The sequence below is a fragment of the Nonomuraea sp. NBC_00507 genome, from assembly GCF_036013525.1.
Lineage (GTDB): Bacteria > Actinomycetota > Actinomycetes > Streptosporangiales > Streptosporangiaceae > Nonomuraea.
Map to the genome: position 1 here is coordinate 1,236,178 of NZ_CP107853.1, position 26,445 is coordinate 1,262,622.

Consider the following 26,445-nt stretch of genomic DNA (forward strand, 5'->3'; position numbering starts at 1 on the left):
TTCGCAAAGTGCCACCTCGCGGTAACCAGCCGGAAGGGGCACTATGGTCGTACTTCTTTTCAGGAGGCACCGTGGAGCAGGATCTGCCCGGCGGTGCGAGGCTGATCGTGGGGGTGGACGAGTCCCCGGCCTCGCGTTGGGCGCTGGCCTGGGCCATCGGGGCGGCCAGGCTGCACCGGATGGCCCTGATCGCCGTGCACGTCAGCCGCGCGCCCGTGCATCCCTTCCCCGAGGCCCTGCCCGTGCAGCATGCCGTCAGGCTGGGTGAGGAGGCACGCTGCGCCGAAGTGGTCGGTGCGGCGTTCGACGACGTGGCGGGCGGGGTGCCCGACGATCTCAGGACGGCCGTGGTCGCCCGGGTCGGCGATCCCGGCTACCACCTCGTGGACCTGGCGCGGGAGGGCGATCTGCTGGTGCTCGGCCGGGGGCGGCGCGGGCTGCTCAGCCGGATCTTCCTGCCGTCCACCAGCATGTACTGCGCCCGGCACGCGCGGACCACGGTCGTGATCGTGCAGCAGCCGTCGGCGCCCGACGACCCGGACATGTCAGGAGAACGGCACCGGCGCTTCTGGAGCCGCCGACATCCGTAGGGACCGCTTCAGCAGGCCCAGCCCTTCAGGGATGCGGTCCCTGCCGATCGCGCCGTAGCCCAGGACCAGGCCCGGCTGCGCCGGGGTCTCGCCGGAGTACGACTCCAGCCGCTCCAACGCCAGGCCGGGCGCGGGGCGTACGGACACGCCCGGCGCGAGGCGGGCGCACAGGTGCAGGCCCGCGGTGGACGGGACCGGGCGCAGGCGGTCGTCTCCCTCGAGCATTTCCGCGATCATGGCGTGTCTGGCGGCGTACTCGCGCGTGGCCTTCCTGATGTGCCTGGCCAGCAGCCCCTCGTCGATGAAGCGGGCCAGGGCCGCCTGGGTCGGCAGCTCACCGTGCCAGTCGGACAGTTGCCTCGCCGACCGCAGGGCCGGGGCGAGCGAGGCGGGCGCGACAAGGAAGCCGAGCCTGAGCATGGGGAGCAGGGTCTTGGAGAACGAGCCCACGTAGATCACGCGGCCGGCCCGGTCGAGGCTCTGGAGGGGTTCGAGTGGCCGCTCGCCGAAGCGGAACTCGCTGTCGTAGTCGTCCTCGATCACCACCGCCCGGCGGCGCTCGGCCCAGGCCAGGAGCGCGGCGCGGCGGGCCATCGACATGGGCGTGCCCAGGGGGAATTGGTGGGACGGGGTGACGTACACGATGCGGGCGGCGTTCGGGATGGCCTGGACGTCGATGCCCTCGGCGTCGACAGGGACGCCGGCCACGCGGGCGCCGAGTGAGCGGAACAGCAGGCGGGCGGGCGGGTAGCCAGGCTCTTCGACGGCCACGCAGGCGCCTGGCTCGATGAGGACGCGGCCGATGAGGTCCAGCGCCTGCTGGGCGCCATTCGTGATCAGCACGTCGCCGGCGGCGGCGTGTACTGAGCGGCTGATGCCGACATGTCGCGAAATAGCGTCTCGTAGCGGCTCGTATCCGGACGGGTCGCCGTAAGTGGCGGCGCCGACCCGCAACTCCCGGGTCACCAGCCTTCGCCAGGTCTCCATGGGGAACAGGCGGGGGTCGGGCGCGCCGACGCGGAAGTCGTACGGGGCATCCGGCGTGTGGGCGGGCGGGCCGAGCTCCCGCCAGATCGCCCGCGGCCGGACGACGCCCTTGGGCGCGGCCCTTCCGCGGACCGGCTCGGCCGACACGAACGTGCCCGCGCCCGCCCTGCCCACCAGGAAACCATCGGCGACGAGGCGGTCGTAGGCGAGCGCGACCGTGTTCCTGGAGATCTCCAGCCGGCGGGCCAGCTCCCGTGTCGGGGGCAGGCGTTCGCCCGAGCGCAGCCGCCCGTCGAGTATGGCGTCGAGCAACTGGCGGTAGACCTGTGCGGCGAGGTCACCGCGGCCCTGGAGGGTGACGTGCAGGTCCATCTTGGCCCAATCAGTTTGCCGAGGATTGGAGCTTATATCGGGACAAGTTGCGCTTGAAGATGGGTGCATGACAGAGCGCATGGATCTCGGATCACTGGCCGGCGAGGCATACAAGGCGATGGCCGGGCTGGACAGATTCGTCGCCGCGAGCACCCTGGCCAAGCCCCTCCTGGAGCTGGTACGCCTGCGCGCCAGCCAGATCAACGGCTGCGTTTACTGCGTGGACATGCACAGCTCGGACGCCAAGCGGGCAGGGGAGAGCGACGCCCGCCTGCACGCGGTGGCGGTGTGGCGCGAGGCGCCCTTCTTCACCGGCCAGGAACGGGCCGCGCTCGCCTTCACCGAGGCGGCCACCAGGCTGTCCACCGCCGATGTCACGGACGAGGTCTGGGAGCAGGCCGCCGCGCACTTCACCCAGCACGAGCTGGCCGCGCTCGTGGTGGCCGTGGCCACCATCAACGCCTGGAACCGGATGGGCGTCGCCACGCGGATGACGCCGGAGTCGTACAAGTGATCGCCCCCTCGGCAAGGCGTGTGGGAGCGACCGTGAGCGGACGGGCCTTGAACGGACAGGCATTGAACGGACAGGCATTGAACGGACGGGCCATGAGCGGGCGGCCATGAGCGGGCGGGCCGTGAATGGGCGGCGCATCCTGACTCAGGCCCAGTTCGCGAACTCCATCGGCGACGGCGCCTACCTCGTCACCTCCGCGTTCTACTTCACCAGGGTCGTCGGCCTGCCGCCTGCCGAGATCGGCCTCGGTCTCACGCTGGGCTGGGCCGTCGGCTCAATCGCCGGCGTCCCGCTCGGCCACCTCGCCGACCGGCGCGGCGCGCGCGGCGTCGCCGTGCTGCTGGCGGTCGCGACGGCCGCGGCGGTGGTCTCGTTCATGTTCGTCCGGTCGTTCGCGCCGTTCGTGCTCGTGGCCTGCCTGTACGGGACGGCGCAGACGGGCCTGTCCGCCGCCCGCCAGGCCCTGCTCGCCGGGGCGGTGGAGCCCGCCGAACGTACCGTGGTGCGGGCGGCCCTGCAGGCCACACTGAACGGCGGCCTGGCCGTCGGAGCAGGTCTCGGCGGGCTCGCGTTGTGGCTCGGCACTCCGTCCGCGTACCTGACGTTGTTCGCGCTCGACGCCGTGAGCTTCCTCATGGCGGCGGCGCTGCTGCTCAGGCTGCCTGCCGTGCGGCCCGTGCCGCTCGACACCTCCGCCGGGCCCAAGCTGGCCGTGCTCAGGGACCGTCCCTATGCCGTGATCACGCTGATCAACGCGGTGATGCTCTTCTACATGCCGTTGCTGAGCGTGGTCGTGCCGCTCTGGATCGCCGAGCGCACCTCCGCGCCGTCCTGGGTGGTCGCGGCGCTGCTCCTCATCAACACCGGCAGCGTGCTGCTCTTCCAGGTGCGGCTGGCGCGTCGAGTCAAAAGCCTGCGGGACGCGTCCTCGTCGGTCCGGCAAGCCGGGCTGGTGATGCTCGCGGCCTGCGTGGTGTTCGCGCTCGGCACGTACGGGTGGGTGTTCCTGCTGGTGGCGGCGGCGCTGCTGGTCGTGGGCGAGATGCTGCTCGCCGCCGGGGCCTGGGAGATCAGCTTCGGGCTCGCCCCGGATGACCGGCAGGGCCAGTACCAGGGCTTCTTCGGCACCGGCGTGGCCGTGGCCAGGATGTGCGGGCCGGTGGCACTCACCGCGCTGGTGCTCGGCGGCGGGACGCTCGGGTGGCTGCTGCTCGGCACGATATTCGTGACGGCCGGCGCCGCGATGGCGCCGGCCGCCAGATGGGCATACCTGACGCGGATGGCGCCGGCCGCCCGCCGGGCGCCCGCCTGAACCGGGCGAGGCATTCAGTGCGGGTGCGTCAGTGCGTGTGGTCGTGGTCGGCCGACGGCACGTGCCCGTCGGCCAAGGTGGCCGGGACCGTGAAACTCGCCGTACGGACCTTGTCGTCGTGCTGGAAGTCCAGGAACAGGCGGTAATCGCCGGCGCTCGGCACCTCGGCGTAGAAGACGATCTCCGGTCCGGCTTTCTTGCCGTCTTCGGGATGCACGTGCAGGTAGGCGAGGTCGCCGGCGCGGAGTGCGACCAGGTGGCCGTACGCACCGAGGTAGGGCTGCAGATCCGTGACCGGCTCGCCGCCCTTGTTGACCGTGAGGGTGAGCTTGCTGGACTGCCCGGCGACCAGGTTCCCGGCGAGGTTCACCGTGTAGTCGTCGACCGTCGCCGTACGACTGACGTGCGGGAGCGGCTCGGGCTGGAAGTCACCCGCGGCCTGTAGGTCCGCGCCGAGCGTCAGCTTCTCGCCGCCCTTGGGAACGAAGTCGGCGAATGCCCGGTACGCGCCCGCCTTGGGGAGCGTCAGTTTGACCGACCACGTGCCGTCGGGAGCCATTTCCGGGTGCACGTGCTGGAAGCTCGTCAGGTCGCGCGAGGCGACGATGAAGTGCATCTTCTTGTCGTGCTCGACCTCATAGTCAGTGACCGGCTTGTAGTCGGGCCCGATCACCGTGAACCTGAAGTCCATCGGCTGGCCGGTGACGGCCGTGGTGAGCGGATTAAGGGTGTAACCGTCCTGCGACACTTGCAGTCCCATAGGGATATTGCCCTTGGCCTGCTGCGTGGAGCCGCCATGGTGGCCGCCGTGCCCGACGCTGCTCTCGTCGCCGTCCCCGTTGCCTTTCCCGTCGCCGCCGCCTTCCGCCAGCGCCTTCGCCAGCGCGACGGCCGGGTGGTCCGCGACGTGCGCCGGGACCTCCGCAGGCGTGGGACCGACCGCACGCCCCGCGGCCGAGGCGCCACCCAACACAACGGCCAGCGCCAGGACACAGGCGCCGAGCCTGGTGGCGACGCTCATCACGGCCTCCTAAGGGAGCGATCCCGGCTCATACTCGAGGTACGGACGAACCCGCACTTCCGGCGCCTTGTTCGCTCAGAGCTTTCTTCACCGCCACCGAATTCCCCGAGCAGCACGCTCACCCGCCACAAGTCACGACCTCGCCTTGTCCGATATATGCCTATATGTCCGCTATAAACCTGGGGCGCGAAACACATCGTCACTTTGAGTAATTTCCGTTAGGACGTCACGTGGGATGGGGCAGGTATGGTGGGTGGGGCTTGAACACTTGCTCTTCGCACATTCCGCACATCTGGTCGTGCGCAACACAGGGACCGCAGCCATCCCTTGCTAGGCTGCTTTTCAACCGTTGGGTCTCACCCCGGCAGGTGAGGCCGTCGAAGAAGTGGGGTCACACCGTGAAGAAGCTGCTTGTTCTGGCGCTGATCGCCCTCGGGGGGCTGCTGATCTGGCGCAAGGTGCAGGCCGACCGCGCAGAGCTCGATCTCTGGACTGAGGCGACCGGCAGCGAGAACTAACCGACCGGCGAGGCGATGAGTGACATCGTCCCCATCAAGCTGGTGTGCCTGGACCTTGCGGGCACCACGGTCGGTGACATTGCCATGGTCGAGCGCGCCTTCGCCGAGGCGATCGCCACCCAGGGCATAGTGCCCGGGACCGGTGCGTACGCACGTGCCATGGTTCACGTGCACCGGTCCCGGGGGTGTCCCAAGATCGATGTCTTCCGCGGGATCTTCCCCGGCAACGAGGCCCAGGCACAAGCGGCCAACCTGACGTTCGAGCGTTCCTACGAGGGCGCACTGGAGCGGGCAGGTCTCGTCCCCATGCCCGGAGTCATAGAAGTCCTCGACAAACTGCGCGGCACCGGTATCAAGCTCGCCTTGATCACCGGCTTCAGCCGCACCACACTGGGCCGCATTCTGGGCGTGCTCGGCTGGCACGACAAGATCGACCTGGCCATCTCCCCCGAAGACGCCGGCGGCCGCGGCCGCCCCTGGCCCGACATGGTCCTGCACGCCGTTCTCCGCCTGGGGGTAGAGGACGTCCGCAACGTGGCGGTCGTAGGCGACTCGGAGAGCGACATGCTGTCCGGCCGTCGAGCCGGCGCCTCGATCGTGGCCGGCCTGATGACCGGCGTGCACAGCCGGGAACGCCTCCTCAAGGGCGGCGCGACCCACATCCTGGATTCGATCATCGACTTCCCAGGTTTGGTGCTGAGCGACGACCTCGGCACGACGCAGGTAGCATCGTCCTCCCGGTAAGCTATCTTCGTCGAAGGGGCCTTAGCTCAGTTGGCAGAGCGCCTGCTTTGCAAGCAGGAAGTCAGGAGTTCGAATCTCCTAGGCTCCACCAGCAAAAACACCCCGCCACTGATCATGTGACGGGGTGTTCGTGCCATTAACGTGCCATTAGCTCGCGGGGACCAGCACTCCCGCGCTGCCGTCGTCATCTCCCCGCTTGCGCTTCTTCGCCTTCTTCCGCTCGGCCTTCACCCGCGCACTGAGCGCATCGGCGATCCTCTGGTCTGCATCACGGGTGGCGTGCTGGTAGATCAGCGCGGCCCGGTCGCTGTCGTGCCCCATCCGCGCCTTGAGATCAGCGAGGCTTGCGCCTGACTGCGCGGCCAGCGTGTTCCCCGTGTGTCGGAGATCGTGAAAGTGCAGGCCCTGGACACCCATCTCCTTCAGCACGTCCGCCCACTTGGCCTCACGCCGGAAGTTACCGCCCCTGAGGAAGGCCCCCCGCTTGCCGAGAAACACGAAGCTGTCTTCCGGCTCGTCGACGAACAGCGCGAAGTGCTCGACCAGCGACGGGACGATGACCGAGGGAATGCTGACGACCCGCCGGCCAGCCCGCGACTTGAGCGGCCCCAAGCGCATCTCACCGCCGTCGAGTTCAAGGCGGCGGCGTGCGCCGCCGCGCGGCCCGAGCTTGCGGGCCGCACGCTGCGCGTGCGGCCTGGGGGCCGTTCTCGCGCGCGCCCGCCACTCGGGCCGCGACCAGGCCCGAACGCGGACCCTACGCCAAAAGAAACTCACGCGTGAGGCCGTCCTACGGAGCCGTCGTCGTCATCTCGAAAGCATCGAACTCAGCACGGGTGATCTCGTGGACCACGACAGGTTGGCCATGCTCAGGCACGACGGTTTCGAACCCAAACCGCATACCGATCTTGTCCATGACTCGTTTTGAGCGAACGTTGTCGACATGCCGGATGCTAACGACGCGGTCGAGACCACAGTCGATGAGCCCGAATCGCAGCAGTGCTCCAGCGGCCTCTGTGGCATAGCCGGCCCCCCAGTGTTGGCGACTCAGACGCCACCCGATCTCCACCGCAGGAAGAATCTCGGGAAGAAAGGTCGGTACCGTCAGCGCCACCCACCCCGCGAATTGTCCAGTCTCCTGCACGATCACGGAGAGCATGCCGAAGCCACGCTCTTCCCATTCTCGTTGAACACGGGCGATCCCAGCCGCAGTCCGATCGCGATCCAAAGGCAACACCGACCCATCGCCGATGTAGCGCATGACCTCCGGGTCAGCATTCATCGTGGCGAGCGGATCGATATCGTCCTCGTTTGGGCTACGCAGGAGGAGCCGCCCAGTCGTCAGCGAGATCATCGGCCGATTCTCTCATGTCGGTGTGATGAACACCGCACGGAGGAGGGTGAGCAACCCTCCAGCAACAAATTCTGCCTCCGGCGGGGCACTCCGGCTCCGGGATGATCGCCGTTCGGGCCTGAGGTCCGTTGATGGCTGAGGTGGAAGCCTGATCATCCCGCCCGCCATCGACCCGGGACAAGCCGAGCGGGCCAGGGCCACGGGGCCAAGGTCGTTCCTCCAGTTGGGGGCTCCACCTTGTCCCCGTGGCCCTGGCCCGCTTCCCCTTCGGGCGGTGACGACGGCGGACGGGATGATCAGGAGGCAGGGGTACGCGCGTCGCGCTCAAATAGCCAGGTGGTGGGCGTGATCGTCGTGCCATTAGCGTGCCATTAGCGTGCCATTAGGGGCGGTCAGCAGCGGTCAATCACAGACACTCGCGGACCGTCCTCCGTGCAGGTCGAGGCCGTTGCCATCGAAGATCAGACCGATTTGCAAGCAGGAAGTCAGGAGTTCGAATCTCCTAGGCTCCACAAGATCAGAAGGGTGATGGCCAGGCTAAACGGCCTGGTCATTCCTCATTTCTATGATCTCCGCGCCGCCGATGGGAGGAATATGGGAGGACACCACAGGGGCGCAGGTACGGCCGCAGAAGCTCCTGCAATATCGGAAGCCTCGAAGGGCCGGTTCCCCTCCGGCGCAGCGAGCCCTCCCACCGCTTTTGCAGCGCCACCACGAGCTGCTGGCGCATCGGCTCCGACACGTGCGAGTAGCGGTCCGAGATGTGCGTGGCCCTGCCCTTGATCGACGCGATGGAGTGGGCAAGTCGCTCCGCCTGCGCCACGTCCGGGATCAGGTCCTCGTCCATCCACACCTTGTGCGAGTGCTTCAGGTCATGGGGCGTCAGGCCCTCGACGACCGGTAGCCATACCTCCGCCGCCCGGTCCTCCAGTGCCTGTATCGTCTGCCTACCGCGGCGCACCACCTGACGGCCGTCAACGTCCAACATGATCCTGTGTCGGACTCATGGCCCCTTCGCCACCAGCTGCCCGTCCGTCGCGGGACGGAACAGCCGGTTGGCGAAGTTGCTGCGACCCCAGGACGGCTCCGGCGACGATGATGCAGTCCCAGTCCCAGTCCCAGTCCACAGTCCCGTTGCCAGGTGCGGGCGTCGGCGGGAGTTTCGTGGGTGTCGGCGGCCGCGGTGAGCCGGCGATTGATGGGTGCACTTGTGCGCAGGTAGAGCGGCACCCAGACCACCAGCAGCAGGTTTGCTGCTCCCGCGGTCCCTGATGCGGCGGGGTGGCCGGCCACCGCGGCGAGCACGGATGCGGCGGCGGTGACGCCGAGGACTTCGGGAACCGGCATTCGCCGGTCGGCGAAGCGGGATCCTGGGGTCGCCTACGAGTTGCCTTGTGCCGCTTCGACCGCTCGCACGCAGCGCGCAAGGGCGGCGACCATGTATCGGCGCCACAGGGGCGCGAACGGGCCGGCGAGAATCCAGCGACGTCCCCGAAGCGGCTTGAACTCGTAAGTCCATCGGAGGAGCGTGCCATCGCCGTCGGGATTGAAGTTCCATTCACCTCTGACGCCGGCGGCGAGGTGGGAAAGGACATTAGTGAACCCCGTCAGTTGATATGCGAAACTTGAACCTTCGGTGTATTCGGTCAACTGTTCGTCGACTTGCGATCCGTCGTCGAACTGAGGGTTCCTGGTTGGACCGACGTGATCCCATTCTTCGGTCTGGTTCGCCACGCTCTTGACACCGGGGAATGGTGCCACCCGGTGGAAGACGGACGTGAGGTCGATTGGGACGATCATTCGGAAAGCTTTGCTGGGGGCCACGGAGCTTCGCTGTTGGACCGTGATCGAGACGGTGTCGTCCGTTGAGCTGATAAGTATTGGCGTCCTCATGTCGACATCCTTTGGTGTCGCGATGCGTGATTAATCATTTGTGCCGTATGCGCTGCGCTCGTCACGACGAGGATGAGACTGCCGGGGTCGCGCGGACCGACGGCGCGGACGACGTCGTCGATCGAGCGGGCGGTGAACGCCCCGGCCGGGTCGACCGGCGCCGCGAGCTGGAAGGAGGCGCCCGCCTGCGCATAGTTGGCGGTTCCGGGCGGGCTGAACGGGGTGAGGTCGGTGCTGGTCATCGGGGCTCCTCCGAGTCGCCAGGAAGTCGGTCAGGCCGCGAGTTCGGCACGATGCGCGGCCAGGAAGTCGGTCAGCGTGAGCGGATCGGGGTTGAACGCGCGTGCGATGTCGAGGTCGCGGCGGCCGAGATAGGACCCGGGAAACTCGGTGTAGTACTGGAACATGTTTCCCAGCTCGTCCGCGCCGGGGAAGTCGACGCTGCGGAACTCGTCGTGGGTGGGTGGGCGGTAGGCCACCGGCTCACCGAGGACCGTGCTGAGCGCCGCCGCCATCTGCTCGCCGGTCAGGTACTCGCCGACCACGGGAACCGTGGCGCCGATCGTCTGCGACGGCTGGCGCAGCACGCGCAGCGCCAGCCGGCCGATGTCGTCGGAGGCGACGCCCGCGATGGCCGTGTCGCCGAGCGGGAGATGGAAGGCCAGCGTCCCGTCCGGGTCGCGTTGTGGCTTGGCCAGGCCGAGCAGGTTGTCCCAGTAGAAGGACATCAGCATGTACGTCGTGGGCAGGCCGGACTTGGCGAACAGGGCGTCGGCGGCCCCTCCCTTCAAGTCGAAGTGCGGCACCCGGTAGCCGTCGCCGATGAACGGCATCCGGGTGTCGTCGGCCGCGATCGCCTCGCGGGTGTCCTCGAGCGTCGACCACACGACGTGCCGCAGGGCGGCGGCCTGGGCCGCGCTGATGAGGTTCTCCACCTCGGCCAGTTCCCGGGTGGGCGAACGGTGCTCCCAGTACGGCGTAACCAGGAACGCGCCGTATGCCCCGTCGAATGCCCGGCGAAGGCTGCCCTCGTCGGTGAGTGTCGCCTCCACCACGTGGGCGCCGAGCCCGGCCAGAGTCTGCGCCTTGGGCGACGCGGCGTTGCGCGTCACCGCCCGTACCGTGAATTCGCCGTCGGTCAGCAGCGCCCGCGCGACCGCGCCGCCTTGCGTGCCGGTCGCGCCGAGCACCGTGATCACATCGTCGTGAGACATCGAGGTTTCTCCTGTCATGGGTTGTGCTTTGAAGGTGGCCGGGTCGGCCTCATTGGGCGGCGTCAGGCGGTGGGGGCGACGATGACGGTCTTCCCGGGCAGCGCACCCGCGGCGGCCTGGGCGTGCACGGCCGGCAGCTCCGGGAGGGGGACCTGCTGGGCGACGTCGACGTGCAGCTCGCCGGAGTCGATTAGCGCGACCAGGTGGGACAGCTGGGTGGCGTCGCTGCGGACGAACAGGTCGATACCGCGTACGCCGCGCTGCTCGTCGCTGGGGGCGGGCATCCACACCGTGGTGTTCACCAGTACTCCGCCGGGACGGATCAGGGTGAGCAGTGCGGCCAACTGCGCCGGGTTGATCGGGGCGAGGTTGAGCACGACGTCGACCGGCTCGCTCACCGCCGCGGCCACCTCGGTGGTGGTGTGGTCGATGACCTCATCGGCACCCGTGGCCTTGACCTGCTCGATGCTGCGGGGGCTGGCCGTGGCGATCACGTACGCGCCGGCGTTCTTGGCCAGCTGAACGGCGTGGCCCCCGACGGCGCCGCCCGCGCCGTTGATCAGCACGCGCTGGCCGGCCGCCAGCTTCGCGTGGTCGAACAGCGCCTGCCACGCGGTGAGACCCACGATGGGCAGCGCGGCGGCGTCGGCCAAGGAGATGCTGGTCGGCGCCGGAGCGAGAATCTCGGCCGGAGCGACGACGTACTCCGCGGCCGCGCCATCGGCCACCATCGGCAGGAACCCTACGACCTGGTCACCGAACTGGATGCCGGTCACGCCCTCGCCCAGCGCCGCGATCGTGCCGGACACGTCGATGCCCGGCGTGTGCGGCAGCGTCACCGGGATCGGACCCTGCATGAAACCGGCGCGGATGTTGCCGTCGACCCCATTGAACGACGTCGCGGCGACCCGGATCAACACCTGCCCGGCGCCGGGGACGGGCTGCTCGACGTCCTCGTAACGCAGGACGCTCGGGTCGCCGTACTCGTGGAAACGCACTGCCTTCATCACAAGCCCTCGTCTCTTCCATCGTGAGGTGCTTCGTTTTCGAAGCACTTCGTGACCATAGCACGCTTCGAATTCGAAGCAACTTTGTACGGTGTGAGCCAGCCCACAGTCGCCGGGGCCTAGTCGCCCGCGACTGTCAGGCGGCGGAGCTTCTCGTCGCTTGGAGAGCCCGGGACGGCCATGAAGACCACCAGCATCTGGTGCTCCACGGGATCCACCAGAAGCTGTCGGCATAGCTCCAGCTCTCCCAGGTCGGCATGCCGGTAGCGTCGGAGGTGCCAGTGACCGGTGACGCCCACCTCGACGAGGTAGCGCTCGCGCGCCGCCGGGTCTGCGAACCAGCGGTCGACCAAATAGCGCGACCTTCCGCCGAACCGGGTGTAATCGCCGAACAGAACAATCGCCGGACGAGTCTGCAACAGCACCTCGCCGCACCGGGAGAACACCATCGCGGGATAGTCCGGCAGACGCTCGACGATGCGCGTCATGACCGGGCCGGCATGATCGCCCCCAACCTCATTGGGGCGCGCCCGGAGAAAGTGCTCCAGAAGTTCCCGGTCCACGTTGCTCACCACCTTCCCGGTCCGACCCATCAAGCATGGCGCGAACCGGAAGCCGGATGAATGTCACCGTTATCCACGGACAAACAGTCCGTGGATAACGAGGCGGGCTCAGCTCATCGCGATCAGGCGCTGGAGCTTCTCATCGCTCGGTGAGCCGGGATGCGCCAGGAAGACCAGCAACTCCTGACCCTCGTCGGGATCCACCAGCCGCTGGCCGTAGAGCTCCAGCTCGCCCAGTTCCGCATGCCGGTAGCGTTTGAGATCGTGGTGGTGGGTGACATCCACCTCGTGCCGCCGCCAGACCTCCGCGAACTCGGGGCTGACCGCCAGCAGCGCGTCGACGATCTCGCCGGCTGTGCCCGTAGGGTCGGCCGTGTACGCCGCCCGGATCTCCGCGGTGAAGACCCGGCCGCGGAGGGCATGGTCCTCGGGGGGATAGAGGGCGCGCTGCGCCGGGTCGGTGAACCAGCGGTAGACCAGGTAGCGGGACATGCCGTTGAACCGGGTGTAGTCGCCGAGCAGGGCAACCGCCGACTGGTTCTGCAACAGCGTCTCGCCGAACCGGGACAACACGATCGCGGGCGTGTCTGAGAGACGCTCGACGATGCGCCTCATGGCCGGACTGACCTGCTCGTCGCGTAAGGAGCGCCGCGGAGCCGAGTGCCCGCCGAGGGCGAACAAGTGCTCCCGCTCACTCGGGTTGAGGTTCAGCGCCCGCGCCAGGGCGGCGAGCATCTGCTCGGACGGCATCGGACCGCGCTGCTGCTCGAGCCGGCTGTAGTAATCGGCCGACATACCGGCCAGCACCGCGATCTCCTCGCGCCGCAGTCCGCCCGTACGACGCCGTGAGCCACGGGGAAGCCCGACGTCCTCCGGCTGCAGCCTCTCCCGCCGCGCCCGGAGAAAGTCCGCCAGCAGTGCTCGGTCCATCCCTCTCTCCGCCCTTCAGTCGGTTCGGTTGCGTCCGGCGCGGGGTTTGGCGGACCGTGGCGGGGTGGCGCGCATGTGGTCGCGGACACGACCGAGAACGGTGCTGAGGGCGGTGAGGTCGTTGCCGGTCATCGGTTCGAACAGCAACTGCCGGACGCGGTCGACATGCCCGGGAAGCACGTGGGCGATCAGGTCGCGGCCGGTGTCGGTGACAGTCACCATGACACTGCGCTCGTCGTCCGGCGACGGTGAGCGGGTGATCAGGCCGCGTTTGTCCAGCAATCCCGCCTGGTAGGTGAGCCCGCTGCGGCTGTACACGACACCGTCGGCCAGATCCGTCATCCGCAGCCTGCCCTCGGGAGCGTCCACCAGCCGCGCCAGGATCTGGAACTGCACGTAACTGAGGTCACCGTCGGCGCGCAGGTGCTCGTCCACCGCGTACTGAAGAAGGCTGCTGACCTCCATCAGAGCGAAGTACGCACCGAGTTGCTCCGAATTCAGGCCAGGTGCCGGCTCACTCACCCCATGATCCTACTTGCTTTGAATTCGAAGTGCATCTCGGGTCTGCCGCCCACGCCTGACGACTCGATGCAATCGTGATCGTCACTGCGGCGCGACCACCCGCTCGGCAAGCCGCCCTTCGGGGGCGGGTAAGGCACTCGCGTTGCACATATCCACACCGCAAGCATCTGATCCGACCGTCTCGCGATGCACACGCATTGATCACGATTCAAGTGGGGGCGCAGCCGGTAATACGCCACGCCGCTGACCATGCTACGGATCAGTTGTGGGCGTCCTGCCGTGTGCTCAGCGCTGTACAGCAGAGAAGTACAGCAACGAGTTCTTACACGATCACACCCTGCCACTCGGGAACTGCTCTCTGAACTGGGCAACGCGGGCTTCAGGTGGTACCTGGCTCCCGTTTGCAAGCAGGAAGTCAGGAGTTCGAATCTCCTAGGCTCCACCAGGGAAAACACGCCCTCGCCAGCGAGTCGCGGGCGGGGGCGTGTGACTAACTGAGTGACTACGACCTCTTCTACCTCTCCAGAGCGCCCCGGTAGCGCACCTACACGGAGTGCCCGGTTGGGCACTTCAGGCGTACCCGCGATCAGATAAGCACTCGGCAGACTGCGCGATCATGTGAGCATGGTAATTGCAGCTCCCTCAGAACGCCTTCCCACAGCGCCAGACCTGATCAAGGTGTGGTTCCAGTTCAAGCCTCGGGAAGGCTGGCTTCCTTACGACACCGAAGGTCTCTGGGCCACGCGCTTGAGCCGGGACACCGCCCGGGTGGCGAACGTCCCATTCCTGCAGGACGGCGTCGCCGAGGGCGACGTGGTGCGCTTCATCACCGACGACGCCGGTCTTCACTGGGCCTGTGAGCGGTGGGAAGCATCGGGCAATTGCACGATCCGGGTCCTCCCGGTCCCCGATGGACCGCTGGGACGAAGCGCACAGGCCGTACACGAGCAGTTGGCATCGTTCGGGTTGGGCGGGGAATCCTTCAGCTCGGAACTTCCCCTGGTCGCCTTCACCGTGCCGGCTGACGCAGACCTTGGGCAGATTAAGTCGCTGCTGATGCGAGGCCAAATGGATGGGTGGTGGCACTTCGAGGAGTCCTGCATCACCGACGCCTGGCGGACCGCTTAACGATCGATTTGTTCATTGGCACTCAGAAGAGCGTGGGATCGCTCGGCTCTTGTGGTAGGGCGTCCTTGAGTCGCACTTCGTGCGAGGACGACGGATTCGTTGATCATTCCGGGCATGTTCCGGATCTTTCTGTGGTGACGTGCCAAGCTGGTAGACATGGCGATCGGTTCCGTGCGCAGGATTCTGGCCGTGAAGCCGGATGGTCCATGGCTGGTACTCGTCAATGGGACCGCATGGAATGTCGAGTCGCGAAATAGTGGGGTGGATACCCCCTTCGCCATGTCGAGGCTATGGCTCTTACCGCTGTTGGAGATGGCTCGGGACGAGGTCGAGAGGCAAGCCGGGCAGGCGCTTGGCCCTGATGATCCAGACATCGGTGAAGTCCTGCAGGCGGTCATCCATTGCGGGCTCACAGGGAAGTCGGAGTACTGGATCTCCCGAGTACTGCCATGGATGATCGCTGATGAGGTCAGGCTCTTTGCCGGGCTACTCAGCGAGATCGCTGTCGGGCGGCAATGGTCTCAAGCCACACAGCACGCTGCGAAACGACTATTAAAGCAGAACGGCCATTGGCCAATCGTCTGGCGCCGACGTTAGAGCTAGCTGGCGAGATTTCGGATCGCAGCTCTTGACAGGCCGCGCTGCCGGCCAGCAGCCCATTGAGTCTTCCAATAGACCGTGAAATACCTCAACCTTGCCTAACGGGCACGTCGCGGGCACGCCTCCGAAGTGCCGGCAAATTTACAGCGCGTGACCGTTTGCGTCGGAAATGGGTTCCCACCAGCGACGCAAGTGTGCCTCGCCATCATACAGTTCATGATCATTGAACGTATATGGCACACAGTAGCGGCGCTGGTCGCCTCTACTTGGCTGGCCGTGTGTGCTGCATGTGACCGGCTTCTGGGACAGGACCGGTCATGAGAACGTAGGCAGCGTGGATGGGACAAGGGACGATCAAGACATGATTGAGATCTTGAGGGCTGTGCGGCTCGGCGACCTCGTCTCAGGGACGATCAGAGAAGCGGGACGGCTCGGGGCTTCAGTGAGGCTCGACGGGCGCCTGGGCCTGGTACCGGCGGACATCGGACCCCTGGACGTCTCATGGTGCCGCCAGCCAGATGAGGCCATACAGGTCGGCCAGCGCGTCACCGCTGAAGTAATCGCTGTCGACCCGGATCAGGCGAGGATCCGCCTGTCGCTGGCCGCGACCGAGAATCCCGAACTCTGGGCATTCCTGAAAGGACTCCGCCCCGGTGAGGTACTCAGCGGTGTGGTGGCGGATGTACAACGGTTCGGCGTGTTCGTGGCGCTGGACGATGGGCCGCCTCATCCCGTCTACCCGGGCGTAGGGTTCCTCACGATTCCCGAGCTTTCCTGGCGGCGTTTCGACAACGCCTACGAAGTCATCGATGTTGGACAGCGGGTGGTCTGCTCCGTCCTCTGCTTCGACACCACGAACGGCGAAGCTAGGCTCTCCCTTCGTGCACTCGCGCCTGACCCCTTCCAGAAGTTCGCCGACACAGCCGTCGAAGGTCAAGAGCTCACCGGCACGGTGACCAAGCTCGTTCCCTTCGGAGCCTTCGTCAAAGTCGCGGAAGGGGCTGAGGGCCTGGTTCACCTGGACGAGCTGGCCTCGATACCGGTTGAGACCCCCGACCAGGTCGTTCAGGTCGGCGACCGCGTCAAGGTGGCCATCATCGGCCTGGATCGCTCTCGCCGCCGATTACTGCTCTCCCGCAAGGAGGCTGAGCCTGATCCTCAGTCGGCTGGCGCAGAAGGAGGTCCGCCCAGGTCATGAGTGGTACAGCGCGAAACTCGAACCAGAAGTCTGCGGATTAAAAGATCCAGTTCGGGCCGTTCCAGATCGTTCAATGCAGGTCAGCACCTACGCACGGTCCATCCTGAAGGGTGCTGAACGGCCTCGTATTGCAACCCAAACTGCAACCCCGGAGGCCCACTGATCGCTTGGCATCAGCGCCACTCCGAACGCTTTCAAGGGGGCGCAACCTCGTCCCGCCTTTAGGAGTAGAAGCCTCTCCCGTACTCCTCGTGGGGCTTCGTGAAGTCGTTGGGACGCACCTCCCGGAGGTGTTCATAACGCTCGGCGAATCTGTCGATAGCTTCGCGGATCGTGTCACCGAAGTGATCACGCATGATCACTATGGCCGGAAGGATGCGCTCAGCGACAATGTGATCATCAACGACATCCCAGACGTCTCTCACAAGAGCATCTTCCCGTAGTTTCAGCTTGGGAACTCTTTCAAGATCATGGCCCCTGAACAGGGGAAACGCTGACCTGGGCATACGCCGGTCGAGTGACCGTGAGTCCCCGTGACTCCCTGCTGATCGCCGCAGGAACGGGCACGCAACGGGCACGCACCCTCTGATCCGTAATCGCCGCTGCCGCTGCGGCTGCGCTGGCATTCTGTCGTGCATGTCACATGACGATCTGATCCAGCGAATCCGTAGACGGGCCTGGGATCCCGCACGCCGCCACGACCGAGTCTACGTCCCGCTGGACTGGCTCAAACGTGAGTACGGCGAGAACATCAGGAGCCGCATCCACCACACGCAGCAGCCGCTCCGTGAAGGCGGCAGCCTAATGCAACTCAGCTTCGACGGCCCCACACCTGACCACCTCATCAAGGCGGCCTTGGAAGCAGGTGCCCCCGAAGCCGTCGAGTACTTCAGTGATGTCCCGCATGAGCCGCCGTACCCGCCGATCTCTGAGGCGGACCTGCGAGCCTGCGAGCAACGCATCGGCCAGGAGTTACCCAAGCTCCTGCGGAGGGTGTACACGGAGGTGAGCAACGGCGGCTTCGGCCCTTCCTACGATCTCCTGGGCCTTCCGCCTGGCGGGCACCGGGCATACGAGGTCGGCCCGGACGCGCTCGAAGAATACGAGAAATACCGGAGGTGAGCAGCGTGCTCGGGTTCCCGCTCGTGGCAGCCGGATGCTCCATGTACTGGTACATGTCGCTCACTCAGCCGCGGTGCGGCGCGCCGCCGCACCCCGCGCCGCCCTCCCCGCGCTGCGCATGCGGCCTGGGGGCCGTTCTCGCGCGGGGGTGCGCGCGGCCCGCCGCACAAGCCGGCCGCCGTAACCAACCGAACCCGCCAACCTCAGCGCCGCACCGCCGCCAAGGCCGCTCCGACCACCGGCCCCACGCCCCGCTCACCGGACGTTCGTCGCTACCCTTATCACGGGATGCGCCAAAGGCGCCATCGCCAGTACTGCACTCACGATCGCCTCCATCTCGCTGGCTGCCGTAGATGGTCGGGGGCGATCGACGGTCCGGGACTTCGTTCCTCAGCCCCGGCCCACCGCACACCCTGGCCCCTGTCCGCTCCCCTGACGAGTGAGACGACGACGGCGAGAGGAACTTGAAGCCGCCTCGATTCGTTGCCCCGGATAATCCAGACTTCGTGACAGCCGATCAATGCGAGGATGCCATGCTCGGAGACTTCATCGGCGTGATCGCGGGTTGGCTCGGGAGCCTGATAGGCAGGAGATTGGGAGTGCCTCGTCCCGTGTCACATCCCGACGGCTCCGTTACAGTTCCGGGTCTGGTCTACGGCTTCGACGCGCCATCCTACGCCTCCCATCACGGCTGGATAGGCGGATATGTCACTGTTGCGGCTGACACTGTGACTCATTCGATCGATCGCGAGGGAAAGATCTCACGGCGAGCGATTCCACGCCAGGATGCGTTCATCGTAATCCGTGCGGCTAACGCGGAAGAAGCCGCATCCGTGCTGAACAGGACAGTTGTCTGCATCACCGTCCCGGGTGGACGGCGATTCATGATCGCAATCGATCCGTCATACCGTCATGTTCTCTCGCTGCTGGACGAGTCGGCCGTCCCAGATCCGCAAACGCCGTCTGGGACGACCTGAGACAGGCCCAGGTTAGAACACCAGAGTTTGACCTTGATGCTCCTTGGTTGCTGTTCTTCGCTCCGAGTGCTAGGCGTAGGGATCGCACGGGTCAAACCCACACACGCCTTCCCATGGAGCCCCATGGGTGTCACAGTCTTGCTGTGGCTGAGCAACTCGACGACCTACGCGGGGTCCGTCTTACGAATCGCCTCCGTCCGCCCCGCCCGGTCTGGGTCAACCTGCTTTTCATTAGCTTTGGCCAGCTAATCCTCGCGACTCAAACGCTGGGGCTGCTCGCGGGTAAGCCGTGGGAAGGCTACGAGTTCCTGTTCGGCTGGGATTTGGGTTCATGGTGGTGGCTGGGGCGCGTCGTCATAATCGTGGGCTGGTTTGGCATCGTTTGCTTTCATGTTCAAGATCTCCTGCGGAAGCGCGGCGGTCGCGGAGTCTCGTCTGAATGATCGAGCTATCGAGGTGTGCTTACGTCACCCTGGCGGTGGGGACCTGACCGCCCCCAGTGCTCATTGTGGTGGGTCTCGCCCTCCCCGGACCGCGTGTGCAATATGCATGTAATGATCTTGGCGGTTCGAGCGGTATAGCGAGGCTGCGCCGCAGGTCGCACGCTCTATCACCGCGAGAACGGTCAAGAGCTGTAAAACCGCCGAAGATCGTGGATGTGCACCCCTTACGAGTGGACGAGGCGGACGGGAAGATCGGGCTAGAGAGGGGATTCTGGCCGTAGTACCCTCACGTCATGACCTCCGTCGAGATCTCGATGACCTTTGCTCTTGTAGCCGTGGCCATCACGCTGATCGCAAGAGCACGGCGGCCAGGTCGGACTGATCAGGAGCGTAAGCAGGCTCACGTGACAGTCACCATGATGTTTACCTTCTGGTTCAGCGGGATCCTTCTCGGAAAGATCGTTCTCTGGACGAGCTGATTACGAGGTCGTGCCATTAGCGTGCCATTAAGGGTGGTCACCAGCGGACAATCACGGTCACTCGCGGACCGTCCTCCGCACAGCTTGAGGCCGTTATCCCCAAAGATCAGGCCGCTTTGCAAGCAGGAAGTCAGGAGTTCGAATCTCCTAGGCTCCACCCCAGGTCAAAGGCCATGTCGAAAGGGGCCACTTCCCATGGATTGGGAAGTGGCGCGCAGCCCAAGCGTCTCACCCAGGCGCAACCCAAGAACGAGCACCAGGACGTAGGCCGGATACATCAGGTCGTTGTTCTTGCGCGCCGACTCCAAGAAGGCCCATGCCTCCTCGATGGACCAGGGCTTGATCTTGCGCTTGCGAGGGACCGGCATCTTGACGTTGGGGGCGACGTTGCGGGCAGGGTCTCCTCTCGCACGGCGTTACTCAGCGCGGCCCGGAGGGTCAAAGGCGTCGTGAACCGTCTCCTCCGGCGGCACCCTGGGACCTTCGATGTATGCGTGTGCGTACAGGAGGTCCAGCTTGTCCACGCCAAGCCGTTCCCTGCTTCGCTCCGAAGATTCCCGTATCACTTGGGCAGACAAGCCCTCAAGGTCGTGGGTGAGGGCGGTCGTTGGAATGTTGGGCTGCCTTCCGAGCTTGGTGGCGATGACGACCTCATCCCCAACGCCGCGACTGCGGCGCCAGCGGCCGAGCAGCGCCCCTCTCTCCACCCTGAGTGCCATTGACCCCAGTACGCGTAGTTGTTGGCGGTGTCGATGAAACTGCCGCCAGCCTCGACGAACCGGTCGAGGATGGTAAACGACGTCGTCTCGTCGGTGGTGGTGCCGAACAGCATCGCACCAGGGCTCGGCACGCATGGGTCACAGGCGGGTGTCCAGCCGGCCGGACGGCAGATCACGCCGGCGGCGCAGGGGGCTGGCCAATAGGATCAGGCCACTCAGCACAAACCCGATCATCATCGCCCACAACGCCGTGCGGACGGTGAACGCACCGGCCAGTGCGCCCGGCCAGGACGCCGCCGAGCGGCATCGCGCCAAAGTTGACCAGTTGTACGCTGGACGTCACCCGGCCCATCAGCTCGCCCGGCACGTACGTCTGGATGAAGCCGGAGAAGACCACGTTTCCTGCCACGACCCCTGCGATGATCACTACGCCGCCCAGGACGAACAGCGCCAGTCCAGCCCCGCGATCCGTCAGCGGGATCAGCAGGCCGGTGGGGGCCAGGCCTGCTTTGTCGAGCAGAACGGCCCGCGCGCTGCCTAACCGTGCCGCCATCGGCCGCGCGACCATGGCGCCGACGATGCCGCCCAGTCCGGTGGTCGCGATCGTTAGGCCGGTCTCGCCCGCGCCGATCCCGACGTCGACGGCGCCTCGTCTCTGTATCCCGACCGAGAGATCGACCACTTCGGCAGGTCTATGCGTGGGTGAGCGTAGGGATAGAGCCTGGTGCGGCCTGTGCTGGTTCTGGTGACGTTCGTAGGCGGTGAGGAAGGCCGCCGATCCGCTGCGCATGCTCGTCTGAAGCTGACAGACGACGGAGGGCCCGGATCGCTTTGATCCGGGCCCTCCGTCGTTCGGTGTCGCGTGTCAGCCAGTGACCGGGATGTTGGTCTTCACCGGCGTCGGGGTGGGTGCGGGCTTGGGCTCGTCCTGCGTCTGCGTGACGTTGACATCCCACTCGAACCAGTCGTGGGTCGCCGTCTCGCGATCATCCTTACCGGGATGGGTGGGGGTCGGCGTGTTGCTCGGCGTCGGCGTCGAGGTGGGCGTCCGCGTGGGGGTAGGGGTCACTGTGGGCGTCGCAGTGGGCGTGGAAGTCGGAGTCGGGGTGACCGTCGGCGTCGGCGTCTGGGAGGGCGTCACCGTCGGGGTGACCGTCGGCGTCGGCGTCTGGGTGGGCGTCACCGTCGGGGTGGGCGTCGACTCACACTCGACCCAGAACACCTTGTGCTTGGGCGCACCCTTCTTCCCTGCAAAGTCCCAGAACAACTTGTAGTGCCCGTTCGGCAGGGTCATGTCGACGGTACGGCCATGCCCGTCCTTGTCGAGTACGAGGGTGCCGCTCTTCACCGTGGTCTCGTCACCCGTGGGCGGCCAGGACTTGATCTCCCAGCTCACCTGCTCGGCCTCGTCGAAGTTGAACCCGACTAGATAGAACACGCAGACGTGCGGCTCGTCGCGCTGGTCGTCCTCCGGCGTCGTCCACTTGTGGATCTTGACGTCGCCGTTGTCGCCGGGCGTCCCCTGGACCGCTCCAGCCGAGGCCGTATTGGAGATGGCGAGCACCGCGAGCGCCGCCACCGCGAACATGAGTGCCACTGTGAACCAGCGGCGGACCGAAGAGAGCCTGGGGGGTGTCACGATCGCACCTCGGGGTTTATGAGAGCCACTTGAGCCTCAGATGGCTCGTATGTGTAAAAATGTCACACCCGTTGGCGGAGCATCTTCAAACGTTCCAAACCGTTATCTACCTGGCCAGATGGTTATGCGTTCGTGTCGCATGTGTCATAGAAACCTCAGGAGCCGATCGTGCCGCTCGATGCCCCCCGCCGACTCATCGGCGCCTCTCTCGTCGCCATGAGCCTCGTCGCCTCGACCTCCGCCGGCGTTGCCGCGTCGCCCGTCACCCTCGCCGCCGGCCCCTCGGTCACGGCGACCGCACTACCCAAGGCCACCACGTTCACTGAGTTGAGCGGCCTCCCGCAGGACACCGACACGTACGGCAAGCTGAGCGGCATCGTGGTCCACCCCGCACGCACGGTGGCCGTCTACGCCCACCCCGGCGGCAAGCCCGCGGCCACCCTCCCGGCGAAGCAGCTCGGCAGCCAGACCTGGGTCCCGGTGGTGGAGGCGCGCAAGGGCTGGTACCGCGTGCTGCTGCCCAGCAAGCCCAACCACGTGACCGGCTGGATCAAGGCCAAGGGCCTGGAGAAGGCGCGCAGCCGCTACCGCGCCATCGTGAAGCTGGGCACCAGGCAGTTGACCGTGATGAACGCGAGCAAGAAGCTCGGCACCTGGACGGTGGCTATTGGCGGCCCTGAGACACCCACCCCGGTGGGCAGGACCTTCCTGCTGGCCCTGATGTCGCCGAAGGAGAAGAAGGCCTACAGCCCGCTGATTCTGCCCCTCGGCACGCACTCGCCGACGCTCGACACCTTCGGCGGCGGTCCCGGCACGGTCGCCTTCCACGGCTGGCCGGACCGGAAGGTGTTCGGCAAGGCGGTCACGCACGGCTGCATCAGGGTGCCTGCTCGCGCGCTCAAGGTGCTGGCGAAACTGCCTCTTGGGACTCCAGTTCTGATCGCTCCTTGAGGATGAGGCCAGCGGCCAACGGCTCCGCCATGCACCAGCGCGAGCTCGTGCATGTGCCGGAAAGAGACGGACGGCGGTGTCAGCAAGCACGCGGACACCTTGACCAGCCGGAGCAACGTGGCGGATGAACTGTGGGAGTCGGGACGGTTGGCCGAGGCCGAGCACCGGGCCGTGCTGGAGGCGCGGAGGAGGCCAAAGCGTTGGAGTGATCGCTAGCTCGTACAGCAGCGAAGTACAGCAACAAGACCGCACGACCCTTACTCCGACGCACAGCATCGCACGACGACTAGAGCAGGCCGAGAAGCGCTCCGCGTGATGTTTGGCTCCCATTGCAAGCAGGAAGTCAGGAGTTCGAATCTCCTAGGCTCCACCGCAGGTCAAAGGCCACTCCCCATGATCGGGAATTGGCCTTTTCGATCTTGTGCAGGGCCACCGCGCATCTTTCAGGATGAGCGCCTCAGAAGCGCGGGTCGAGGCAGGCGGCCACAAACGGGGCCATCACACGCAGACCGCCAGCCAGTGCACGCGCCGCAGCCCTTGCTGGTCGGGCAGTCGTTCGGCGCCCTCCCCGCGCTTGAGGCGGCGGCCAGGCGCGAATGCCGTGCCATTCACTGGGGACGAGTGACAGGAACTACCGTAATCAGGTGGTCCAGGCCCTTGAAATCCTTGGGATTGCAGGTGTAAAGGGGTAGCCGGTTCGCGATCGCCACACAGGCAATCATCAGATCTGCAGTGCGGGGGCGCGGTTTGCGTCCTGAGGCGATGCCGGCCGTCCACAACTGGCCGTACTCGCGGGCTGCGGTGTCGTCGAAGGGGAGTGGGTCGAATTCGGCTTCGGCGGTTTGCAGAATCTTCATTCGCTGGGCGAGTTCTTGCGGCCCTGTCGCCACCAAGACGCCGACCGAGAGTTCCGCGGTGGTGATGGCACTGATCATCATCTCATCGGGGAGCTCGTCGGGATCGATGCCGGCGCGCAGGATGAGGATGTTGGTGTCGAGCAGCCCTAGGGCGTGGGTCATCCCTCGTCCTCCGCGAACTCGCGTCTGCCGTATGCGCGATCGTAAGGGTCGTAGAGATCGTCGTTGACGTGGCGGTCCATGTCCTCGCGATATTTACGGTCGTCCAGTCGTGGCATGCCACGCGACACGGCGGCGAACTCGGCGCGTGACACGGCCCGGCGTCGGCGGCGAAGAGGGACCAGATCACCGATGTGATGGCCATTACGGGTAACGGCGTACCGCTCCCCACGCTCCAGACCATCCATGATCTCCGCTGAGCGGTTGCGCAGGTCGCGTTGAGATATCTCGTGGGAGCGGTCGGGCTCAGGAGTGCTCACATCTGGAGTCTCCAACAGGGAGCCATACGGTGCCACTCTGTAGCACATCTCACTGATCGTTCTCGAGATCTTTCACCTAACTCCGAAACCGGCCGTACGGCCAGACCGGAGGTCAGGGCCGGATCCGCCACGTGATGCCGACACAGATCGGGGCAGTACGTGAGAACGTCCTGCCGCTGGGCGCCCTGGCGTCCAAAGCCTCGATCTTCTGGGAGGTTGCGCGCCGTGCGACCGCCAGGAGACAACGAGGGTTTCCCGGGTCTCATTGGAAATGAAGAACTCGTGAGCGGTTCGTGGTTGGCAGCCGCATAGACAGCCTGCGTGACAACCGGCAGAGATGATCACGAACATCAGCGGACGTTTCTCACACTGTCAGGCGTAGGTCACAGGCTTTGCGTCACCGATAGGAACTGGAGTTTGATTTACCTTGCAAGCAGCTGCCGCCCCGCAGGAAGACCCCGCGCTTGCCGAGGAACACGAAGCTGCGTCGATAGGTGTTCGGGTCGAAGGCCGATGGCCATCCGCCCCGGCGGTCGGCCTGCTGCGCTGTGCGTTCGGGATCGTGGCGGCGCGCGAACCTTTGACCGGCATTCACACGCTGACCTTCATTTGTCGCGCCGCGCGGAGAATGGTTTGTATCAGCATGCTCATGCGATCCGTTCGTGCATCGCTGATGCACCCGCCCCGCGCGGCAGGCTCGCGTCAGCCGATCTGTTCGGCCAGGGCGACGATGATGCCCGCGGGACCGCGGAGGTAGCAGAGCCGGAAGATGCCCTCGTACTGCGCCACCTCGCCGAGGAGTTCGGCGCCGTGGGCGCGCAGGCGGGCGATGGTGTCGTCGATGTCGTCGACGGCGAACATAACGCGATGCAGGCCCAGCGTGTTGGGCGGCGGGTTCTCCGGCTCGGCGCAGGACGCCGCGGGGGTGTGGTACTTGGTCAGCTCCAGCTTGCTGTGGCCGTCCGGGGTCCGCATCATCGCGATGTCGCTCCGGACGCCGTCGAGTCCGACGGTGCGGTCCGCCCAAAGGCCTTCGATCTGTCCCTTGCCTTCCAGTCCCATGCCGAGCTCGGTGAAGAACGCGACAGCCGCGTCCAGATCGTCGACGACGATGGCGACGTTGTCCATCCGCTGAATGGTCATGTCTCCGAGCATAAGAACGCGGCTCGCCGCTTGTGGGGATCCGGTGGCTAGAAGCCGGAGTTGCCGGGGCTTCTGACGATGGTGAACGTGGTGGTCGGGTTGGAGAGGCCGCCGGACGGGTGCCCGAGACCTTGGTGTTGGAGAAGGTGGCGCTGCCGATGATGTTGTCGATGACGATGCCATAGGTGCCGGTCGTGTCAATGGCGACGTTGTCGAACGTGGTACCAAGATGATCTTCACGCGGCGGGTCTCGCCGCCGCCAGCGAGGCTGCCTAAGATCCACTCATGGCACCTACCTCGTCGAGCTATTTACACCGCTCCGAAGACGACATCAGCGCCGGTTCGAGGACGAGCGATGGCAATACCGGCTGTTAGCCGCGAACCCGCTGAAGCCATCCTTCTGTTCGCAACCTTGCAAAGACCGGTAATCCCTATCAGGATGAAAAGCCGATGAGATCGGCTAACGGGCGCCCTCGCGCCTTCCCCTTTTACATCGTGTGCGATGTATCGCATTCGATGCACACCGCCCGCGAGGATGGGCGGCCCACCCCCTTCGAGATTCTCTCCAACTGTGTGGGTGAGCTGCTTTTCGAGCTGGAGGCGGGCGATCCCGGCGTCAGTGAGGCCGCGCATGTCGCCGTGGTGTCCTTCTCCGACAAGGTCGAGCTGGTGCTTCCGCTGACCAGGCCGTGTGACGCGATCAGGGTTCCGGCCCTGAAACCTGGCAGGCAGACGGATTATCTGACGGTCTTCAGCGAGCTCGTGAAGATCATTGAGAAGGATTACCGGAAGCTGTCCAAGCAATTCGACGTGCGGGCGCCGGTTGTCTTCTTCATCACGGACGGCGAGCCGTACGTCGGCCAAAACCATCAGGACGTCGAGATCTGGGGCCCCGCTCGCGACCGGCTGGCGAGCCTTAACCCGGCGCCGTACATCGTGGCGCTCGGGTTCGGGACGGTGCAGGAGGACACCCTGCGGCGGGTCGCCACCACCCTCAGGGGCGAAGTGCTGGCCTTCGTGGGCGAGATCGGGACAGGGGCGGCCACCGTGCTGCACGGCATCGCGCAGGCCGTCTCGGACAGCATCAGCGCCTCGGTCAACAGGAACACGGCCGTTCTGCGCGGACCTGGCGGGATGCGGCAGCTGAGATGATCAGGGCGACGCTGGCG

Annotated in this window: 33 protein-coding genes, 1 tRNA gene and 1 pseudogene; 15 read left to right on the forward strand and 20 right to left on the reverse strand. The window is 66.0% G+C overall.

Features of this window, described 5'->3' with window-relative positions; translation table 11 throughout:
- Positions 1-71 precede the first annotated feature (71 nt).
- Positions 72-590: a universal stress protein gene (locus OHA25_RS06415; RefSeq protein ID WP_327586668.1), complete on the forward strand. Its 519-nt coding sequence runs from the start codon at positions 72-74 to the stop codon at positions 588-590.
- Here the strand turns inward: OHA25_RS06415 and pdxR are convergent.
- Positions 546-1,949: a MocR-like pyridoxine biosynthesis transcription factor PdxR gene (gene pdxR / locus OHA25_RS06420; RefSeq protein ID WP_327586669.1), complete on the reverse strand. Its 1,404-nt coding sequence runs from the start codon at positions 1,947-1,949 to the stop codon at positions 546-548. The genes OHA25_RS06415 and pdxR overlap by 45 nt on opposite strands.
- A gap of 67 nt (positions 1,950-2,016) precedes the next feature.
- On the opposite strand from pdxR, the gene OHA25_RS06425 reads away from it, so the two are divergent.
- Positions 2,017-2,463, forward strand: a complete 447-nt coding sequence (locus OHA25_RS06425; protein ID WP_327586670.1) for a carboxymuconolactone decarboxylase family protein — start codon at positions 2,017-2,019, stop codon at positions 2,461-2,463.
- A gap of 106 nt (positions 2,464-2,569) precedes the next feature.
- On the forward strand, positions 2,570-3,775 hold the full coding sequence (locus OHA25_RS06430) for an MFS transporter (RefSeq protein ID WP_327586671.1): 1,206 nt from the start codon (positions 2,570-2,572) through the stop codon (positions 3,773-3,775).
- 28 nt (positions 3,776-3,803) lie between these two features.
- Here the strand turns inward: OHA25_RS06430 and OHA25_RS06435 are convergent, their stop codons facing one another.
- Positions 3,804-4,796, reverse strand: a complete 993-nt coding sequence (locus OHA25_RS06435; RefSeq protein WP_327586672.1) for a hypothetical protein — start codon at positions 4,794-4,796, stop codon at positions 3,804-3,806.
- A 398-nt stretch (positions 4,797-5,194) separates the two neighbouring features.
- Here OHA25_RS06435 and OHA25_RS06440 point away from each other — a divergent pair, with 398 nt between their 5' ends.
- The 3 genes from OHA25_RS06440 (at position 5,195) to OHA25_RS06450 (ending at position 6,149) form a co-directional block, all read left to right on the forward strand.
- Entirely contained in the window at positions 5,195-5,314 is a 120-nt protein-coding gene (locus tag OHA25_RS06440) for a DLW-39 family protein (protein ID WP_020542320.1), read from the forward strand.
- Positions 5,315-5,329: 15 nt separating this feature from the next.
- Complete coding sequence (locus OHA25_RS06445) at positions 5,330-6,058, forward strand: HAD-IA family hydrolase (RefSeq protein ID WP_305917696.1); 729 nt, start codon at positions 5,330-5,332, stop codon at positions 6,056-6,058.
- Positions 6,059-6,073: 15 nt separating this feature from the next.
- Positions 6,074-6,149, forward strand: a tRNA-Ala gene (locus OHA25_RS06450).
- 56 nt (positions 6,150-6,205) lie between these two features.
- Here OHA25_RS06450 and OHA25_RS06455 read toward each other — a convergent pair.
- From OHA25_RS06455 to OHA25_RS06500, 10 genes are all read right to left on the reverse strand, one after another.
- Positions 6,206-6,835 carry a tyrosine-type recombinase/integrase gene (locus tag OHA25_RS06455; protein WP_327586673.1) on the reverse strand — a complete coding sequence of 210 codons (630 nt, stop codon included), beginning with the start codon at positions 6,833-6,835 and terminating at the stop codon, positions 6,206-6,208.
- Positions 6,836-6,848: 13 nt separating this feature from the next.
- Positions 6,849-7,412, reverse strand: a complete 564-nt coding sequence (locus OHA25_RS06460) for a GNAT family N-acetyltransferase (RefSeq protein WP_327586674.1) — start codon at positions 7,410-7,412, stop codon at positions 6,849-6,851.
- Between the two features lie 550 nt (positions 7,413-7,962).
- Positions 7,963-8,400 carry a hypothetical protein gene (locus OHA25_RS06465; RefSeq protein ID WP_327586675.1) on the reverse strand — a complete coding sequence of 146 codons (438 nt, stop codon included), beginning with the start codon at positions 8,398-8,400 and terminating at the stop codon, positions 7,963-7,965.
- Positions 8,401-8,792: 392 nt separating this feature from the next.
- Positions 8,793-9,305: an SRPBCC family protein gene (locus OHA25_RS06470; RefSeq protein ID WP_327586676.1), complete on the reverse strand. Its 513-nt coding sequence runs from the start codon at positions 9,303-9,305 to the stop codon at positions 8,793-8,795.
- Positions 9,302-9,547: a hypothetical protein gene (locus OHA25_RS06475; protein WP_327586677.1), complete on the reverse strand. Its 246-nt coding sequence runs from the start codon at positions 9,545-9,547 to the stop codon at positions 9,302-9,304. The genes OHA25_RS06470 and OHA25_RS06475 overlap by 4 nt, the downstream gene beginning before the upstream one ends.
- A 30-nt stretch (positions 9,548-9,577) precedes the next feature.
- On the reverse strand, positions 9,578-10,519 hold the full coding sequence (locus OHA25_RS06480) for an NmrA/HSCARG family protein (protein ID WP_327586678.1): 942 nt from the start codon (positions 10,517-10,519) through the stop codon (positions 9,578-9,580).
- Between the two features lie 62 nt (positions 10,520-10,581).
- Complete coding sequence (locus OHA25_RS06485) at positions 10,582-11,526, reverse strand: NADP-dependent oxidoreductase (RefSeq protein WP_327586679.1); 945 nt, start codon at positions 11,524-11,526, stop codon at positions 10,582-10,584.
- Between the two features lie 119 nt (positions 11,527-11,645).
- A complete protein-coding gene (locus OHA25_RS06490; RefSeq protein WP_327586680.1) occupies positions 11,646-12,098 on the reverse strand; it encodes an MmyB family transcriptional regulator in 453 nt (150 codons plus the stop codon).
- A gap of 99 nt (positions 12,099-12,197) precedes the next feature.
- Positions 12,198-13,019 (reverse strand): helix-turn-helix transcriptional regulator, encoded by an 822-nt coding sequence (locus OHA25_RS06495; RefSeq protein WP_327586681.1) that lies wholly within the window; start codon positions 13,017-13,019, stop codon positions 12,198-12,200.
- Positions 13,020-13,034: 15 nt separating this feature from the next.
- A complete protein-coding gene (locus tag OHA25_RS06500; RefSeq protein ID WP_327586682.1) occupies positions 13,035-13,541 on the reverse strand; it encodes a MarR family winged helix-turn-helix transcriptional regulator in 507 nt (168 codons plus the stop codon).
- A 624-nt stretch (positions 13,542-14,165) separates the two neighbouring features.
- Here OHA25_RS06500 and OHA25_RS06505 point away from each other — a divergent pair.
- The 3 genes from OHA25_RS06505 (at position 14,166) to OHA25_RS06515 (ending at position 16,467) form a co-directional block, all read left to right on the forward strand.
- Complete coding sequence (locus tag OHA25_RS06505; protein WP_327586683.1) at positions 14,166-14,669, forward strand: DUF4265 domain-containing protein; 504 nt, start codon at positions 14,166-14,168, stop codon at positions 14,667-14,669.
- A gap of 156 nt (positions 14,670-14,825) precedes the next feature.
- Positions 14,826-15,266, forward strand: a complete 441-nt coding sequence (locus tag OHA25_RS06510; protein ID WP_327586684.1) for a hypothetical protein — start codon at positions 14,826-14,828, stop codon at positions 15,264-15,266.
- 364 nt (positions 15,267-15,630) lie between these two features.
- Positions 15,631-16,467, forward strand: coding sequence for a S1 RNA-binding domain-containing protein (locus tag OHA25_RS06515; protein ID WP_327586685.1), 837 nt, complete (start codon positions 15,631-15,633; stop codon positions 16,465-16,467).
- Positions 16,468-16,688: 221 nt separating this feature from the next.
- On the opposite strand, the gene OHA25_RS06520 is transcribed toward OHA25_RS06515, so the two are convergent.
- A complete protein-coding gene (locus tag OHA25_RS06520) occupies positions 16,689-16,892 on the reverse strand; it encodes a hypothetical protein (protein ID WP_327586686.1) in 204 nt (67 codons plus the stop codon).
- Positions 16,893-17,103: 211 nt separating this feature from the next.
- Here OHA25_RS06520 and OHA25_RS06525 point away from each other — a divergent pair, with 211 nt between their 5' ends.
- From OHA25_RS06525 to OHA25_RS06540, 4 genes are all read left to right on the forward strand, one after another.
- On the forward strand, positions 17,104-17,589 hold the full coding sequence (locus OHA25_RS06525; RefSeq protein WP_327586687.1) for an SMI1/KNR4 family protein: 486 nt from the start codon (positions 17,104-17,106) through the stop codon (positions 17,587-17,589).
- 506 nt (positions 17,590-18,095) lie between these two features.
- Complete coding sequence (locus tag OHA25_RS06530) at positions 18,096-18,566, forward strand: hypothetical protein (protein ID WP_327586688.1); 471 nt, start codon at positions 18,096-18,098, stop codon at positions 18,564-18,566.
- Positions 18,567-18,709: 143 nt separating this feature from the next.
- Positions 18,710-19,009: a hypothetical protein gene (locus OHA25_RS06535; protein WP_327586689.1), complete on the forward strand. Its 300-nt coding sequence runs from the start codon at positions 18,710-18,712 to the stop codon at positions 19,007-19,009.
- Between the two features lie 293 nt (positions 19,010-19,302).
- Positions 19,303-19,488, forward strand: coding sequence for a hypothetical protein (locus OHA25_RS06540; RefSeq protein WP_327586690.1), 186 nt, complete (start codon positions 19,303-19,305; stop codon positions 19,486-19,488).
- 416 nt (positions 19,489-19,904) lie between these two features.
- On the opposite strand, the gene OHA25_RS06545 is transcribed toward OHA25_RS06540, so the two are convergent.
- From OHA25_RS06545 to OHA25_RS06560, 4 genes and pseudogenes are all read right to left on the reverse strand, one after another.
- Positions 19,905-20,207: an aldo/keto reductase gene (locus tag OHA25_RS06545; protein ID WP_327586691.1), complete on the reverse strand. Its 303-nt coding sequence runs from the start codon at positions 20,205-20,207 to the stop codon at positions 19,905-19,907.
- Between the two features lie 62 nt (positions 20,208-20,269).
- Positions 20,270-20,320: pseudogene (locus tag OHA25_RS06550) on the reverse strand (hypothetical protein); the annotation flags it as partial.
- Between the two features lie 59 nt (positions 20,321-20,379).
- Complete coding sequence (locus OHA25_RS06555) at positions 20,380-20,889, reverse strand: hypothetical protein (protein ID WP_327586692.1); 510 nt, start codon at positions 20,887-20,889, stop codon at positions 20,380-20,382.
- A 183-nt stretch (positions 20,890-21,072) separates the two neighbouring features.
- Positions 21,073-21,846, reverse strand: a complete 774-nt coding sequence (locus OHA25_RS06560) for a hypothetical protein (protein WP_327586693.1) — start codon at positions 21,844-21,846, stop codon at positions 21,073-21,075.
- A 168-nt stretch (positions 21,847-22,014) separates the two neighbouring features.
- Between OHA25_RS06560 and OHA25_RS06565 the strand changes: the two genes are divergently transcribed.
- Positions 22,015-22,797, forward strand: coding sequence for a L,D-transpeptidase (locus tag OHA25_RS06565; RefSeq protein ID WP_327586694.1), 783 nt, complete (start codon positions 22,015-22,017; stop codon positions 22,795-22,797).
- A 608-nt stretch (positions 22,798-23,405) separates the two neighbouring features.
- On the opposite strand, the gene OHA25_RS06570 is transcribed toward OHA25_RS06565, so the two are convergent.
- The 3 genes from OHA25_RS06570 to OHA25_RS06580 form a co-directional block, all read right to left on the reverse strand.
- Positions 23,406-23,816, reverse strand: coding sequence for a type II toxin-antitoxin system VapC family toxin (locus OHA25_RS06570; protein ID WP_327586695.1), 411 nt, complete (start codon positions 23,814-23,816; stop codon positions 23,406-23,408).
- Positions 23,813-24,133, reverse strand: a complete 321-nt coding sequence (locus OHA25_RS06575; RefSeq protein ID WP_103957053.1) for a type II toxin-antitoxin system Phd/YefM family antitoxin — start codon at positions 24,131-24,133, stop codon at positions 23,813-23,815. Before OHA25_RS06575 ends, OHA25_RS06570 begins: the two co-directional genes overlap by 4 nt.
- Before the next feature lie 702 nt (positions 24,134-24,835).
- Positions 24,836-25,261: a VOC family protein gene (locus OHA25_RS06580; protein ID WP_327590934.1), complete on the reverse strand. Its 426-nt coding sequence runs from the start codon at positions 25,259-25,261 to the stop codon at positions 24,836-24,838.
- A 465-nt stretch (positions 25,262-25,726) separates the two neighbouring features.
- Between OHA25_RS06580 and OHA25_RS06585 the strand changes: the two genes are divergently transcribed.
- On the forward strand, positions 25,727-26,428 hold the full coding sequence (locus OHA25_RS06585) for a vWA domain-containing protein (RefSeq protein ID WP_305917652.1): 702 nt from the start codon (positions 25,727-25,729) through the stop codon (positions 26,426-26,428).
- The last annotated feature ends 17 nt before the right edge of the window (positions 26,429-26,445 follow it).